This window comes from Ferroplasma sp. (assembly GCF_031200575.1).
Lineage (GTDB): Archaea > Thermoplasmatota > Thermoplasmata > Thermoplasmatales > Thermoplasmataceae > Ferroplasma.
Window position 1 is genome coordinate 1,326,831 of record NZ_CP133597.1, and the last position, 17,063, is coordinate 1,343,893.

Annotated in this window: 12 protein-coding genes and 1 riboswitch; of the genes, 5 read left to right on the forward strand and 7 right to left on the reverse strand. The window is 41.3% G+C overall.

The genetic code is table 11. The features are described 5' to 3' along the window. Positions 1-4: 4 nt before the first annotated feature. Positions 5-1,438: an APC family permease gene (locus RE471_RS07150; RefSeq protein WP_309214138.1), complete on the reverse strand. Its 1,434-nt coding sequence runs from the start codon at positions 1,436-1,438 to the stop codon at positions 5-7. Positions 1,439-1,702: 264 nt separating this feature from the next. Here RE471_RS07150 and RE471_RS07155 point away from each other — a divergent pair, with 264 nt between their 5' ends. From RE471_RS07155 to RE471_RS07165, 3 genes are read left to right on the forward strand one after another with little or no spacing between them, the layout of a single operon-like run. Then, positions 1,703-3,181 (forward strand): extracellular solute-binding protein, encoded by a 1,479-nt coding sequence (locus RE471_RS07155; protein ID WP_309214140.1) that lies wholly within the window; start codon positions 1,703-1,705, stop codon positions 3,179-3,181. Further along, a complete protein-coding gene (locus RE471_RS07160; RefSeq protein ID WP_309214142.1) occupies positions 3,178-4,887 on the forward strand; it encodes an ABC transporter permease subunit in 1,710 nt (569 codons plus the stop codon). The genes RE471_RS07155 and RE471_RS07160 overlap by 4 nt, the downstream gene beginning before the upstream one ends. Next, positions 4,884-5,897, forward strand: a complete 1,014-nt coding sequence (locus tag RE471_RS07165; RefSeq protein WP_309214144.1) for an ABC transporter ATP-binding protein — start codon at positions 4,884-4,886, stop codon at positions 5,895-5,897. The genes RE471_RS07160 and RE471_RS07165 overlap by 4 nt, the downstream gene beginning before the upstream one ends. Positions 5,898-5,985: 88 nt before the next feature. Here RE471_RS07165 and RE471_RS07170 read toward each other — a convergent pair whose 3' ends face one another. Then, entirely contained in the window at positions 5,986-7,716 is a 1,731-nt protein-coding gene (locus RE471_RS07170) for an APC family permease (protein WP_309214145.1), read from the reverse strand. A gap of 178 nt (positions 7,717-7,894) precedes the next feature. Between RE471_RS07170 and RE471_RS07175 the strand changes: the two genes are divergently transcribed. Together RE471_RS07175 and RE471_RS07180 are read left to right on the forward strand one after the other, a co-directional pair. After that, positions 7,895-9,109, forward strand: a complete 1,215-nt coding sequence (locus tag RE471_RS07175) for an MFS transporter (protein ID WP_309214146.1) — start codon at positions 7,895-7,897, stop codon at positions 9,107-9,109. 72 nt (positions 9,110-9,181) lie between these two features. Then, positions 9,182-10,366, forward strand: a complete 1,185-nt coding sequence (locus RE471_RS07180) for an MFS transporter (RefSeq protein ID WP_309214147.1) — start codon at positions 9,182-9,184, stop codon at positions 10,364-10,366. A gap of 1 nt (position 10,367) precedes the next feature. On the opposite strand, the gene RE471_RS07185 is transcribed toward RE471_RS07180, so the two are convergent. From RE471_RS07185 to RE471_RS07205, 5 genes are all read right to left on the reverse strand, one after another. Further along, the gene (locus tag RE471_RS07185; protein WP_309214149.1) at positions 10,368-11,783 is read right to left on the reverse strand and encodes an APC family permease; all 1,416 of its coding nucleotides are present in this window, start codon (positions 11,781-11,783) and stop codon (positions 10,368-10,370) included. Between the two features lie 44 nt (positions 11,784-11,827). Beyond that, positions 11,828-13,261 (reverse strand): MFS transporter, encoded by a 1,434-nt coding sequence (locus RE471_RS07190; RefSeq protein WP_309214150.1) that lies wholly within the window; start codon positions 13,259-13,261, stop codon positions 11,828-11,830. 99 nt (positions 13,262-13,360) lie between these two features. Continuing rightward, positions 13,361-14,467 (reverse strand): alkaline phosphatase family protein, encoded by a 1,107-nt coding sequence (locus tag RE471_RS07195; RefSeq protein ID WP_309214152.1) that lies wholly within the window; start codon positions 14,465-14,467, stop codon positions 13,361-13,363. Positions 14,468-14,491: 24 nt separating this feature from the next. Beyond that, on the reverse strand, positions 14,492-15,856 hold the full coding sequence (locus RE471_RS07200; protein ID WP_309214153.1) for a cobyrinate a,c-diamide synthase: 1,365 nt from the start codon (positions 15,854-15,856) through the stop codon (positions 14,492-14,494). Continuing rightward, positions 15,846-16,835, reverse strand: coding sequence for a cobalamin biosynthesis protein (locus RE471_RS07205; protein WP_309214154.1), 990 nt, complete (start codon positions 16,833-16,835; stop codon positions 15,846-15,848). Before RE471_RS07205 ends, RE471_RS07200 begins: the two co-directional genes overlap by 11 nt. A gap of 85 nt (positions 16,836-16,920) precedes the next feature. Then, positions 16,921-17,017, forward strand: a riboswitch (TPP riboswitch). The last annotated feature ends 46 nt before the right edge of the window (positions 17,018-17,063 follow it).

A 17,063-nucleotide genomic window follows, 5' to 3' on the forward strand; every position in this document is an offset into this window, starting at 1 on the left:
TATTTTATTCCTTGCTGTATATTTCCTCCTGCACAAGCATATCTGTTGATCCTGCCTTTTTGATTTCTTCCGGGTGTTTTTTGCCATAAATGAAAATTGCAATGGCGGATATGATGATAAAAACAATTGCAGTGATGATAGCGTAATCAACTGGATATGCAGGAGGGTAAAAACTGTAGAACATTGCAACAGCAAGTATTATTGTTGCAGCCGCCGGTATGATGGCATGTGTCACAACTTTAAATTCTTTCAGCTTCTTAAATGTGGCACCAAGCCCGAAGTTGCTCAGTATATGGCCTATGAACAGAGCTGCCGATGATGCAGTGACAAGGTATAGGAATCCATCCTCTGGCCCTATGAGAATGCCGGCTATAAGTGAAACAGTATATGCAACTGCAGCCATGGTAATGATGGCTATATAGGGTGTTTTATGAACAGGATGGACCTTTGAAAACATTGATGGCCCGAGTCCATCCCTGCTCATGGAAAATATCATCCTGGAGCTTGTATTCAATGGAGCCAGAGAACCTGCGAAAAGACTGTTGATAATGAAAATAAAGAGTATTATGGTAAATGGAAGGCCTATATACTTATCTGTAACAATCAATCCCGGCACACTGGAGCTGAAAAATGTTGACATCTTTGAAACTCCCCATCCCACTGTTAGTGCATATGATGTGAGCACAAATACAACTCCGGTTATGAGAAAGCTTATCAGAAGTGCCTTCTTTATGTTTTTTCTTGGCTGTTTTGCCTCCTCTCCCAGGGTGACAACCGCAGACGATCCTGACATGGAAAATATTGCGAGCACCATCCCCACGGCAACCCCCGCAAATCCATCGGCCGGCGTAGGCGTAAATGGAGCCAGCGTATTCTTTGAACCCAGTGCAACAATTATGACAATGGATGTGATAATCAAGAGTGCTATTTCAATGGCAGATGCTGTGAAACTGTATGCCAGCGATGGCTTTATTCCAAGATAGGCTATTACTGTGAGTATGATAATAAAGGCTGTCATAATGGGTATCCATGTGTATGTTCCTATATTCACATGAAGGAAATATGAAATAGTTCCGGGTATGAATACGCCTGAGGTAAACAGTATGGCATTGGTTATAACCATAAAATATGAGAACCACATCATATATCCTATTGTAAGACCGTATCTTGGCCCTGCCCCACGGGAATTGAAGGTATAAAATCCTCCACTCCCGTTAATTTTTCTGGAAAACTGGTAGGGCGTGTTTATCCATATTAGTACGCCAAAGATGGATATAATATATGCCAGTGGCAGCGAACCCTTGGCGAATTCTGCTGCTCCTGTCATTGTTGCTGCCACAGCTCCCAGCGGTGAGATCATTGCAATTGATTGGCCAAGAAGAGAATAAAATCCTGCAGCCCCTTTCTTTAAGGTTCGAGATTCTGAAACTTTTTCCATAATTTTCATGTAATCTCATATGGGTTTAAATATTGCTTAAATAAAACAGTAAATATTAAAGAATTTAAATTTTATACATAAATTTATACCTAATTCTGCCAGCAATATCTGATGATGTTAAATATTTTGATTATAAATTTTAAAGCCATATACCTTTCAATATATATTTTATATATTGATAAGTATAACTATATATTTAATTTTAAAATTAGAAAGGTATATAGTAAATTTAATAAGTACAATTATTTTATCTCACTGAGAAAGATGCAAAGTGCTCCTGATTATATACCCCCTGAAAGGAGGGGAAAGAAGATACTGGCCATTGTGATTGCCGTCGTTATTGTTGCGGCGGGTGTTGGTATTGGTGTTTATTTATATCTGCACCCCAGTGAAAAGGTTTCAACCCTTGTGGTTTTGGTTGATAGTGGAAGTGATACAGAAAAATACCTGTCAACTGTTGCTGGAAATTACGAGAAGGCAAACCCAAATGTGAAAATTAGCATAGACAGCGTAAGCTACAGCGATCTTGTTTCATCTTCTTTATCTGCATTAAAGGATAAAGATGGTTCTCCAGGACTTATCATGTATTATACCTCCGGCGAGCCAACACTGGCACCCTATTTAATGAATCTTAGTTCCCAGGGATTTAATACATCAAACTATCTGCCTGGAGAGCTCTATTCAGGTTCTTACGTGCTAAGCAATTCAGGACAGGTAGAAAAAACTGTTGGAATACCTATTCATAATGTTCTGGGTTATGTACTTGTTTATCAGAAATCCATATTCAATAATAAAACCCTGCAAACAGGATTTGAAAATGAATATCATTTTTCCATCATGCCGGATACATATAAAAACTGGACAGCAGTATATGATGCAGCCCATTATATAAATTCAACAATGTCATCACTTAAGTCACTATCCAGCGGTAATGCCCTGAAATACTCCCTTATGTTTCCAGATTCCTCCCATCATGCAATGATAGATGCGTATATGGGGCTTTTATATGCATATGGAAACAACCACACTTCAGTAACCGGAATACCTGCCAACTCAGGAACAGGCTACTGGTCATATATGGGAGACATAGGTGGTAAATACCAGCCAACGTTCAATAATACCTACGGTGTGCAGGCATTGCAGATGTATAAAAACCTGACAGAATTCGGGCCTTCTGTATCCACAACACCAATAGGTTACAGTGAGCAGGAAACATTATTCACCTCCGGAGAATTTGCAATGGGACTTGCCTGGACAAGTTTCTTTTCACAGTATTCTAATTCCAGCGTATCGAAGGTTGCTGGAAATTATAATGTAACTGTACTACCCTCAGGAAGCACTGGATACTCACCAACATATATGGGAGTAAACCCATACACAAATACATCCCTTGCAATAAAATTCCTGAAATATGCCACATCAGATGCAGAATACAAAATCGGAATAGACAAATATCAGTATTTACCCGCAACTGAATCGGGTCTAAAAATAGCTGAAACCAACAAAAACTTCACATGGGTTCCAGAGATGCTTAAAACGGCCTCATCAATACAGATAAATGATACCAGTGTTGCAATATACAACAAACTGCAGCCATTATTCACAACACTGACTCCATACCTGAATCAGGAGATATACCAGTATTTCACAGGCTCCCCTTCAACCATATCGGCATCCACTGCACTGAGTACAGCAGCAACAGAATGGTCAAATTATATTAATGATCAGGGAATTACCCTATGAAAGTGAAAACAATAAGTTACTCTTTGAAAAAAAGGGCAATCTTTTTTATTTTGCCGGCCCTTATATATTTTTTGATTTTTGCAATATACCCCATGTTTGAGAATATTGTTCTAACATTTGAACATCAAACTATTTCAGGCAATTACATTTTTATTGGATTAAAAAATTATAAGGAATTGTTTTACACCCCGCACCTTGGGCAGATCATAGATAACAGCCTCATATACACATTTATTGTTCCATTCATCGATATTGCCCTGGCAATCCCTCTTGCAAATTTTCTTAAGAGATTGAAAAGAAACTTTTTGCTGCCTATAATTCTCCTGCCGGCATTCATACCCCTGGTCACTGGTGCAACTATGTGGATTCTGATGTTGAATCCCCTTTATGGAATAACATACTTTGTTTACCATAAAGATTTATTTACAACTATATGGAGCATAGTTATAATAGATATTTGGTCCAGCCTTCCCCTTGCAACCCTTATTATCTATTCAGGTTTGAAAGGAATACCCACAAACATAGAGGAAGCATCCAGCATGGATAACCTCAAGGGACTAAAGAAACTCATGACCATAGACATACCATTCATTAAATACCAGATACTGGCAGCCTTCATACTGATGTTAATATATGGGTCATTTACATTTGATCCCATATATGCATCCCTTGGTGTTTCACCCCCATTTGCAAATCTTGATTTGTCCTATTATTCATACCAGTTATTTTTCGGTGGCCAGATTGGCTTCTCAGCAGTTTTAATGACAATAATGACCATAGTTTCAACAATAGTTGCTCTCCTCTTTGTAAGGTTAACCTTATCAACCAGGCAGAAGCCTTCCAGATTACATTCAATTCACTGGCCTAACAGGGAAATGCCCATTTATCTTGTGGTGTTTTTCACGGCAATTTATCTTTTATTCTTTATGGTCCCGCTGGCATGGCTTGTTTTAGAATCATTCAAAACATACGGGGAACTTTTTACCCTTCCCCCAGAAATTATACCTATTAAGGCAACTATTGCAAATTATACGTACTCACTGACACATGGTGAGCCGTATTATATAACAAGCATAGTCGTTTCCATAATAGGGTCATTTCTTGCCCTGGTTATCGGTATACCTGCAGCCTATGCCTCATCAAGGTACAAAATAGGCGGAATTAAGTTTATTGGCCTTGTACTTTTCATTTACTCAATTCCACTGGTAATACTTATGATACCAGATTATTCCCTCCTGAATTATATTCATTCAATCAATTCCTGGCTGGGTTTGATTATTATATATCCTGTAATGGTAATGCCCATTATTATCTGGATGCTTTACAACTTTTATTCAACATTCCCTAAATACTATGATGAGGCAGCACAGATGGATGGAATGACAACACTTAGGTCTTTCAGGAAGGTCATACTGCCGTTAAGCTATGATGGCATTTTTGTGGCCTTTTTATATGCATTTATTTTCGCATGGGGTGCCCTGATATTCCCGCTTGCATTCACATACTCTGCATACAATATGAGTATACTATATCCAGCAGGGGCACAGACATTGACAATATTTATAGGGGGGTCGCTGGGGCATGAAGCTGCCCAGTACGGTATTCTGGCTGCATCAAGTGTGCTTAGCCTTATACCTGCTGTGATTATTGCGATATTCCTGCGCTCTAAAATAGATAAGGTATGGCGTGGCGGTGGTTTAAAATGATATTATCAATGAATAATATAAAGAAAAAATTCGGAAATTTTACTGCTCTGGAGGTTGAGAATCTTGAATTCGAGGAGGGAAAATATTATGTGGTACTTGGCCCCAGCGGATCAGGAAAGACAACGTTGCTCAGGATTGTCTCTGGACTGGAATTTTCAGATTCCGGCCAGATTTCAATACTCGGGAAGGACATGACAAATGCACCTGCGTGGAAGAGGGATATCGGGCTTGTATTTCAGAACTATGCTCTGTATCCACATCTTACTGTTTACGAAAATATTGCATCACCATTATCTGTTATGAAAATATCGAGAAATGAAACAGTCAGAAGAGTCAATGAATTGCTCCGGGTCATGGAACTCTCGGACCAGGCACCGAAATATCCCGGGCAGCTCAGTGGAGGGCAGCAGCAGAGGGTTGCACTTGCCAGGGCCATAATCAAAATGCCAAAGATTCTTTTGCTGGATGAGCCATTGAGTAACCTGGATACCAGGGTCAGAATTGATCTGAGGGATTATCTCAAAAAAATACAGAGGGAATTCAAACTTACAGCAATACACGTTACGCACGACCCGATTGAAGCCATGGCACTGGGAGATGAGGTTATAGTGCTGCACCACGGCAAACTTGTCCAGAAATCAACTCCCAAGGAGCTTTACAACAGGCCGAATGACATATTCTGTGCCAGGCTGCTTGGTGCCGTGAATCTGATACCAAGGGAAACACTGAACCTTAATGAAGATCTGGATTATGAAATTTCGGAAATAAGGCCCGAAGATGTTAAAATAGATGATACAGGAGCCACGGAGGGAAAAATAACATCCATACAGTTTCTTGGATCTGAAATCATGTATTATGTGGATATCGGTAATTACAGCGTTAAGGTTAAGGGAGGCAAATATGAAGATACCTATAAGGAGGGCGATTCTGTAAAACTTGTATTCGATCTGAATAACATGAATTTCTATAAGGGTGGAAAAAGAGTTGTGCCTGTATCTGTAACAGAGTAATATATTTTTCATTTAAATAACAATTATTGTAAAAATTTAGCCTAATGATTTCGGGGTACCTGAATCGAATGGAAAGATAGTGGGGATTTTATTCATCAATTCCACCTTCATTTATGTACTGTTCTCCTGATTTGATTATATCTGTTATTTCTGATGTCCTGAAACCGGATTTAACAGAAATAAAATAAAAGAAAAGGGATACCACTATTACTACCAAGAAATCATAGGGGAATGGAAAAACATTAAGCCCCCCGAAATTTTTCTCCCCAAGATATGACATTATGTCCAGTGCAATTATGAGAAGAGGGACCCAGTAACCACCCTTTATGTTCTCCCCTGAAAGGATGCTGTCTACCCGGTGGAAGGAGAGAAGCACCAGATATACTATAAACCCGGAAAAGATTATGATAGATGTGTATCCCACTGTGGGCCATCCTGTCCAGTATACTATTAATGCTGCAGCAACGAAGGAAACAGGTGACAGTATTTTTGCATATGGAAGTTTGAATGGCCTTTTCATTTCTGAGGCCTCCCTCCTGAGAACCATGAGAGTTGAACCACCCAGAATGTATGTAAATGCAGCTATCCCGGAAACAAGGCCCACAACAACATACCAGCTGGGCAAGGGGGCAAGGAATGCAAGTCCCAGTATGAGGCTTATTATGAGGGAAAACACGGGAACTCCGGTTTTGCGGCTTACAGTTCCCACTGCAGGAGGGAAATACCCGATTTCAGCCATTCCGTAAAGGGATCGTGTTGAGGTTCCTGCGGCTATATTAAGCGTTCCTGATGGCGATATGTATGCATCGGCGTATAGCAAATATGTAAGAACTACCATGATAGACAGGTCAGATGATCTTGCAAGGAAGGCAAATGGCGCGGTATCAATGCTCTTTGCGTAGCTGCCTGCCGAGGCAGATGAAAGCCCCAGCCATCCACCGGAGGTTTTCAGAAGCACCGGGTCTACAGATGAAATAAAGATGACCTGGAGCAGTATATAGACTGCTATTGAAGTTAACATGGCAAATATAAGTGCACGTGGTATATCTCTCTGTGGGTTCTTCGCCTCCCCTGCAAAGTCCAGAGTATGCCTGAATCCCAGGTATGAGAAAACTATACCATCTGTTGATATAGCCTCGAAAACAAGTGAAATATTGTTATGCGGAAGAAAGCCACCCAGGGAGGGATTATCAAAATTACCGGCATGGAACAGGAAAAATGCCATTAGCAGTATGGTTAAAGATGGGATTATCAGCTTCCACCATGTAACCGCCTGATTGGTTTTTCCCATTAATTTTACCCCGAAATAATTGAGAAAATAAAAACCTGTAATAAGAATCCCAGCTATGAGAATGCCGTATCCAGTCAGCAGGGTTACACTGGAGGATGGGTCCAGAGGATTTTTCGCATAGTAAATCAGCGCCGGATGGGTTATATATGATCCGGCATAGGTCATTACTGCCTCGGCTTCAAGTGCCGGTGCGGCAGCCCTGGCGGCAAAATATGCCCATCCGAAGAATAACCCGGCAATGCCCCCGTGTGAGTAATGCCCATAGCGCGTTATGAATCCACTGCGTGGTATCATTGCGCCAATCTCGGCATAAACAAGAGTTATAATCAGCACAAGGATTCCACCTATAACCCATGATATAATTGCAGCGGGACCTGCAGTGCCAGCAGAGGCGGACTCTGCGAAAAGCCACCCTGAACCGATAATAGAACCCAGGCTCAGAAAATAAAGGTCCCATGATGTCAAAACTTTCTTTAACTTTATGTCCTGATTCCGGCGCTCTCTGTAGGGGTACGGGATATTATCCATTATGTTTTATTAACATATAGAATTTAATATTTACTGTAGTTTTTGTAACGTTATGATTGATGTAGCATATTATTCCCTGATTATAAAAATGCATAGAAATTATTCATAATGCATATATTTTTTGTATAAAATTACTTCATTAAAATAATATTATTATAATATCCTGCAATACAACGTAATGGCGTCCTTTTCATCAGATATACGTAACAGGCAGGTTGTAATAGTAAGTCTGTCATCCATGATGCGATCACTGGGCATGGGAGCCTCATGGCCATTCATGGCAATATTCCTCAGTTTATACCTTCATCTTGCCGTATATATTGTAGGAGTTATATTTACACTGCTATCCCTCATGTCCATGGCATTCAGCATACTGGGTGGTTATCTGGCTGATCTGAAAGGGAGAAAATTCACGCTGATGCTGGGAAGCGTTTCAGGCATATTCATTTACCTTTCAATAGCTCTGTCATTTCTATACAATATATACACGCTTACGATTATACTTTTTATAATGTCATCCTTCTCAGGGTCCCTTGTATATCCTTCTGCCAGTGCCCTTATTTCTGATGTTACGGAATCCCAGGACAGGGAAGGCGGCTATTCAATTTACAGGATACTATCAAACATTGGATGGGCAATAGGTCCCCTGATGGGGTCCTTTATATATTCATCAGGAATTATATACATATTTTATGCACTGGTAATAGCAAGTGTCCTGCAGGCCATTATAATACTGTTTGTCAGGAAACAGAATGTGATGAAGACAGGTACCGGAACCAGAAATCCATTCCTTGTTTTTGATAAATATCTTTTCGTTTTCAGCATAGCAACGTTTTTTATCATACTGCTGTCATCACAGTTTTCCGTATCCCTGCCACTTTACAGTGAAATTGCCATAAAAATTAATGTTGCTGACCTGGGTTATATCTATGCAATCAACGGCATAGTAGTAGTTCTTGGGCAGTATCCATTGATAAGAATGTTTGCAAGGTTCGGAGACTTGGGAACGTTTATAGCCGGTGCCCTGTTTTATGCCCTGGGATACTTTATTATTGCATTCTCCACAAACCTGTATGATTTGATGTTTGACATGGTCATAATTACAGTAGGGGAGAACCTTACAACTCCAACAATAAATACAGTTATTTCCAAGATGGCCCCGGCGGGCAGAACTGGAAGATATATGGGATTTAACTCCATGTTCAATTCAATCGGCCGGGCTTTCGGCCCATCTGTAGGAACCTATATAATGTATACATTCCATTATAACGGGCTGGCCACCTGGTCTCTCATATGCATATTTGGAATATTTTCCGCTGCCGTAATTGTTGTATTCTCTGTCATGTACAGAAACTCAGGCAATACTTATATTGCAGGAGCGCACCGGACATGACTGGGCCCTTTGATTAATTATTTATGAAAGTATTTATTTTCAATTGATATATTGAGGATACCGTGGCATAAAATGGATAGATTAAAAATTATCAGGAATACATACCTCACATATTCCGTGCTCATTATAATATTCATAACATTCATGGTGAGGGCATCGAATAACATGATGATGACCACCATATCACTGTTTTCCAAATATGACCTTCACTTCGGGCAGCTGGAGGTCGGGCTCACAGAATCACTCATGGCACTGGCTACCTTTATAACCACAGGGCTGATCAATTCAAGGCTGGGTACAGTAAAGCGCCGCTATCTGTTTATCGGGTCGAATATAGGCTTCACAATTATTCTGGCAGTCATGCAGTTTTCCAATTTTATAACAGTATGGATTTTCATAGCTGTTGCAGGGCTTGCCTTCGGTGCTATCATGCCAAATATAATTACATCTGCGGGCATGATAGATGATAAGAAGGCTAGGGAAAAGGTCCTTGGGATATATACCCTTGCACTCAGTGTGAGCCTGATTGCCGGCCCGGCACTGGAGTCATACATACTTAAATTCGAACCTTTAAGGTATATATTCCTGTTCTTTGTGCCACTGGGCGTTGTGGCTTCTGTTCTTTCACCATTTCTGAGATTTCCTGACAGCAAATCAGAAATTAAAAAGAAGAATGTAAGGGTATTCGGGGAGCCGGGGTTCAGGGTTGCAGTCTATGCAATTCTTGCGTACAATATTATTTTTGCATTGCTCATAACCTTCGGTGGGATATATGCTAAAAGTGTTCTGAAATTGAGCCTTTCCGATGTTTCCCTGCTGTTTACCGGATTTTTTATCGTTTCATTTTCGTCCAGGCTCTTCATTTCATGGCGGGCACCGGAAAATCTCTGGCACTATCTTGGAACTGCGATTATTATTACATTGACAGGGATAATTTTTCTGTTCTTCGGTGTGAATGATATAATATACATTATTGCCTATCTTCTTCTGGGAATACCACATGGAGTGACATATCCACTATCCATAGTATCCATCAGCAGAACATTCGACATGTCCTACAGGAATATGGCAAATAGCTATTTCTTCTCTATAATGATGGCTATTGGGATCATAACACCAACTGCCGGCGGCCTGATTGAAAATGCCATAGGCTTTAGATATATGTTTCTCGCACTGTTTCCGGTCATACTGTTCCTTCTATTTGCTTCCAACTCCAATATGAAAAAGATGAAATTTAAAGCAACTGAGGTGACGTGAATTATTTAGGCTCCAGAGCCTCCTCCTCAATGGACATCTTTGCCGCCCTCCTGACCCTCTCGGGATGAACAATATATTCTACCATTGTCATTATTCCCGCAATGGGAATCCACGCAATGCCTATGTATACTGCTATATTCTCCGGGTATTTTTCCGGGGATATCAGTGTGCCTGCCATTATAATTACCAGAATCAATATTCCTATTACAGGAATAATAATATGCTCAATAACCCTGAGCTTTCCGATACGTTTCATCATGAATGGCAGGGATATGGATGCAACAATGTGCTCTGTATATGCAGCGTATGCGTTGATCAGGAGCATGATAAGCCCACCCTGAACCGGTCCGAATAGCACACCGAAAACAACAGCGATGATGAAGGACATGATGAATATTGTCAGTGCGGCATTGGATGGCGTTTTGTATTTTTTGTGTATTTTTGCTATGCTTTCTGGAAGGAATAATATGCCATCCCTTGCAAAACTATAAAATATTCTTGAATCGGCATTGCTCACGGAAATATTGTATCCCATGAAACTGTTTACTGTTACAAGAATTAAAAGTATATAGATGACAGGGTTGAGTTTGCTGAAGAGTATAACCCCGGGATCATTGCTACTTTCAAATGAAGCCATGGCAGAGGGCCCCCAGCCGATTGTAAATGCATATGAAACAATTATTAAAGTTATGCCTGAAAGTATAACCGTTCCTATGAGGGCTTTTTTGATTGTTTTCTGTGGTGTTATTGCCTCCTCTCCCATGGCCGTTATGGACACAGTGGTGCCGAAATAGAGTATCATTGAATAGATCATTGCGAAGAGCAACTGCGAAATTCCTGAGACGTATTTTGTGCTGAATACCGCAAGGGTATTGAGTTTTCCCGCATTAATAATGATTAATGCTGAACCTATGAGCAGCACTGCAACCTCTATTACACCACCGGCTATCTGGTAATCTGTGGAAATTTTCATGCCCCTGTGTGTGAATATGAAGGATATCAATGCGGCAAAGAATGCCACAGGAAGCCAGAAGATTATTCCCTTATATGTGGGATCAAGCAGTGTTATGAATGCGGCCAGCCCCAGGAATCCGAAGCTGCCGTATCCTATGAGGCCATAAAACGCCATGTTCCATGCCTGGAATGTTCCGGCTATGCCGCCTAATCCCTTGCCGGCAAATGTATAGTATGAACCGGCAGAATTAACATGCTTGGAAAACTGGTATCCAGTATTCATAATAAATAGATATGCGAATACACCGAGAACCAGTGCAAGCGGGGTTGCACCCAGTGCGTATTCTACCACTCCAGTTAATAAATAAGCTGCATCTGCTGCAACTGAAAGTGTTCCCATGGCCTGCCATACGAGCCTGAATCCACCAAGGGAATTGCGCTTCAGCCTTCCTGTTTCTATCATGGAAAGCCAATATTTATTTATATTTAAAGTTTGATAACATTAAATTAACTCTTTGTCCCTGTCTTTTTAATTAATACAGTAAATATGAAGCCCAGAATCACAAATATAACCCCTATCAGGTATATATAATTATAGGCAGTCTTATCGGGAAAAGCTTCCATGATTTTGTATGGAATGCCATTTACCATTTTTACACCTATGGTAACCTTTACAGTATACATGGTTTCGAGAGCGCCACCAAATGCAGGGGCTATGGACATTCCTATATCCCTGAATACCGTATTCATTCCGGTGGCCTCTCCAGCATTTTCCCTTGGTGTAGAGGTAAGAAGAACGTTGATTATTCCAACGAGCATCATTGATATGCCGGCTCCCACAAATATTGTATCAAGCAGTATTTCCGGTATTGTTGCCCGGTAGAGGTATAACAAACCGAACCCTATTAGGTCCACGGTAAGGCCCATAAGTATGGAGAGTCTGGGTCCCCTCTTACGTATTATCCTTGCAGCCACCGGCGCGAAAACCATATTCATCACAGTGGCAGGAAATAGTATAAGCCCCGAATCAAATACTGTTTTGCCGAACCCGCTGGGTGCCGGGTCCTGCAGCAGTGTTGGAACAGTAAAGAACAGAAAATACATTGCTGCCATGGCAAATAGCCCCACTATATTGGAAAGGAAAATATTCCTCTTCTTCAGGAGCTTCATATTTATGAACGCGTATTTATAATGGCTCTCAAAATATGCAAACACTGTGAATAGAACAAGGGCTGCAATGAATAATCCTATGATAAGATGGGAATACCATCCATAATGCTGGCCCTCTGAGAGTGCAAAAATAAGTGCAACCAGCCCGCCGCCCAGCATTGCAACACCTGCAAAGTCGATTTTCTGCTTTCCTGTAACCGTGTTCTCCCTTATGAATATAAATACCAGGATAAGCAGGATAACTGCAACCGGTATTGCCGTATGGAAATCCCACTGCCATCCAAGGGTTTCTGTGATATATGAGCCCAGAACAAGCCCTATGCCTGACCCTATGGCAAATGTGGCGCTCATTATGCCCTGTGCCAGTGCCAGCTTTTCCCTGGGCACAACATCATTTATTATTGCAAAGGCGATAGGTATCATTCCGAAGCCAAGCCCCTGGACTGCACGAACTGCTATAAGCTCATCCAGTGTTCTGGTAAATCCCCCGAATGATATGGCAATGGTATATATTATTCCCAGGATAATGAATATCTTTTTCTTTCCAACTATATCAGCAACCTTCCCGAATATGGCTGCAGAAACTGTGCCGCTTATAATGTAAGCAGTTAAAATCCATGATACATTGCTGTACGTTGAATGAAAGAATGTTATAAATATTGGTATAGCCGGCACTATCATGGTTTCCACGTAGATAATAAGCAACCCCGAAAATGCCATTAATGCTATGGTTATGCTAATTGATTTCTTTGACATGGGAAGTTCAGACATGGTATCCGGATTAAATGTTTATTAATAAATATTTCTTAAACAGAATTATAACAAAGATTGAAATTTTATTTCATTATCCGCTAAAAATAGTTCCGGATATTAATTTTGAAAAACTAAAACCGGAATTTCCATTTCGTCCTTGAGAAGCCCGCTGTGCGCACCCTTCATTGCATATTTCCTCTGGTTTAGTGGAAAATGATATATGTCGTTGTTCCTGGATATCCCTATAAGCCCCGGAAGTTTCTGCATTACATTGCCGTCTATCTTTCCCATGAGGGCTGAATACATGCTGTCCCCTTTTGCAACCAGTTCAAGATTGCTGTAATGCCCCTCAAGGTACTCCTTTATCTCTGATGTATTTTCCATGAAGAGGGCCCTGGAATCGCCATAGGGAGGAAGTATGGATATGTCCATAAGGCCAGAATCGTTCCCAAGGTTAATGGTATTCCCGACCTCCACATGGCCATGGTCGGCAGTTATAACAAAATCATAGTCACTGTATTTTTCCATTATTGAGATCAGGCTCTGGAGAATATATCTCGCCGATTCCACTGTGTAAGGATCATATGGACCGAGCTTATGTGCGGTCTGATCCACCTCAGGAAGGTAGAAGCTCACGAAATCTTTTCCCTGTTTTAGATTGTCCTCCAGCACGTAAAAGCTATGGAACACATTGGAGTATGTGTCTGTATTATTATTGCCATAGAGCAATGTGGAGAATGATGTTTTATTTATGAAAGCCGGTATGATGTTCACCGTTGAATATCCTGCCCTGTTCAGTGCCGTTACCTTTGACTCATAATTGAAAATCGTGGCCATGGGGTAAGCACGTTCCATGGAATCCCTTATATATGCAGCCGAGGATGTGTAACCCAGTATATTTACTATAGAGCCCAGCTGCCTTATGTATAGCTGATAGCCAATTATGCCATGCTGCCCTGGATAACGGTTCAAAAAGAATGATGACAGTGCATTTGATGTGGTTGAAGGAAATACAGATGTGCATTTCATCTCATTCCGGAATTTGATTCCCGTTTTCTCGTAGATATTCCATCCCAGCCCATCCAGCAATATGAAGCACAGTTTTTTATGCTTGTAGTTCAATCCAATGCCATCTGTTTCTGTCCTGAGGCCAAAATGGGAAAATATGTCACTCGATAGGTTTACCAGGGATTTATTGCCCGGAATTATAAAGTTTTCCTGCATGGATGTATATGCATTATTGATATATTATGATTCAGGATTTTGTTTACGGTAATCCCTGCACCGCAAAACGAATCTCCTGGCTGCATTCTGGTTTGACGGAAAATACACATGCAGATATCCTGCAGTGAGTCCCATGTAATTGTATCCTTCCAGCTCACCATTTTTGAATTCATAGGCTGGCTTCTGGTCCCCCTTGAATTCTATTCTTGAATAGTGGAACTCATGCCCCCTTATTCTTTTACCCTTTTCCAGTATGGCGCAATCTGATGCAGCAGCAGCCTCCCTGTAACCCAGCGAGAGCCCTTTCATATACACCGTTGCCGGTATTGCACCCACCATGGGAAAATTCCCCTTATCAACAGTTATTGATTCTGAAAGGTACATGTATCCGCCACATTCAGCGAAAACCGGCATTCCATTGCTGATTTTATTCCTGATTTCCCACATGATCGTTTTATTCTCTGAAAGTTCCCGGGCATGGAGTTCCGGATATCCTCCGCCCAGGTACAGCCCGTCAATATCAGGCAGGGTTTTATCCCTTATGGGATCAAAATATACTGGAATGCCGCCAAATTTTTCCAGAATTTCAATATTCTCCGCATAATAGAAGGAAAATGCCTCATTATATGCTATGCCGATCCTTGCCCTCTCCTTCATTTTTAAATTGTAAATCCTTTTGCTTCCCTTCCAGATGGTTCTATACTTACTGGAAATCCTTATTATGGAATCCAGGTCAACACTTTTTGCAATTTGCTGTGATAGATTCTGAAAATAGGTTTCTCCTGTTGCTTTTTCCGCAGTTGTCACAAGGCCAAGATAACGTGATTTTATTTTTAAATCCTCGCCGCGCTTTATGCATCCTATAACCTTTATTCCCGTAAAATGCTCTATTGCGTCCCCTACCATGCTGCAGTGGTAATCTGATCCTGCGCGGTTCATTATAACACCCGCTATGTTCACCCTCTTATCCATGTCCCTGAATCCCATCACTGTGGCAGCGGCGCTCTGCCCTGAAGATGAAATGTCCACAATAAGTATTACAGGCAATCCAAGAATCCTTGCCACATCAAACGAGCTGCCACGGAACTTATTTCCTGGCGCCCCGTCATAAAGGCCCATTACCCCCTCAACTATTGAAATATCACCGCCTTCGGAATTGTGATAATATATCTCCCTGACAGTTGCGTCACTTCCCATAACCGGGTCAAGATTGTGTGGTATATTCCCTGATGCAATTCTGTGGAATCCCGGATCAATATAATCAGGGCCAACCTTGAATGGCTGCACCCTCATTCCTTTATCTGAAAGTGCCCTCATGATCCCGGCTGATACCGTTGTTTTCCCGGATCCACTGGATGTGCCCGCTATCATTATTCCCTTAATGGCCATGCAGAAACACCGATACGGTAACATTATTAATAATTTCCTTAGATACTATCTGCATGCCATTTCCAGAGGAAATTCTTGCGGCGGCATTGGATACAGAATAGGCGCCGGTTGCCCTATAAACAGCATCGGATTTGTCAGATGCATGCCTGTTAAGCTCCTCAGCAGGATAAAAATGAAGTGGGCATTTCAGGCTTTCTGCCAGTTTTTTTATATCAGGGTTCCCGGATTTTATATCTATGGTTGAAATCGATCCTATGGCCTCCATTAATAAGTGAAATTTTTTGAATGTTGATTCTATGGCCTTTAACATGTCTTTTAATGTGGCATCGCTGGAAAAACCGATGCCGAGGTCCAGCACCTGTGGCACCAGGATCAGGGCAGAATCATCCTGCTCATCCATGTAGGTTATAATGATTTTTCTTCCGCTGGAGGAGCCCTGAAGCTCCGGGACTGAAATTCCAGTCCTGTTGATTACCTGTACCGGATCACCTGCAAGCATATCTCCTGAAACAGGGGCGAGGTTCTCCCTGTTTTTGATGACCATGCCGTATTTCACTGCAACTGAATCTACAGCAGCAATTCCATGGAGGTCTGATGCGGTTGTGATTACTGCCACTGCACCCAGAATGTCCGCTATTTTTCCGGCCATATCATTGGCACCGTGGTGGCCTCCTGTTACAGGTATAACAAACCTGGCAGAATCATCTATTGCCAGAACCGGTATATCATGAAACTTATCATGCAGGCAAGGTGCTATGATCCTTACGACTGCCCCGAGAGACATAATGAAAATGGCAGCAACATAATTCTCAAAAATTAATGATGTAATATCCTCTGCGTGATGGAATACTTTATAATTACCGGTTCCTGCGAATCTGCTGCTTACAAAAATATCTGCTTTGAACTCAAGAGAAAGCCTTTCAGAAATTGCCATGCCGTTGGCGGTTACAGATACCAGTGCTATCCTCTTTCCATCCATATCCATAAATTGATTCTGACATATTATATTTATCAGGAATAAAAAAATCTGTACAGGTCGATAAATATTTATATGTTTTATAAATATATAATTACCGGGGAGCGAAAAGCTGAGAGGATAGGGATCGACCCGTGTAACCTGATCCGGACAATACCGGCGGAGGGAGATGGATACGAAATATGAATTTATAGAATTATGGTGGCTATTACGTTAACCACGAAGCAGCGT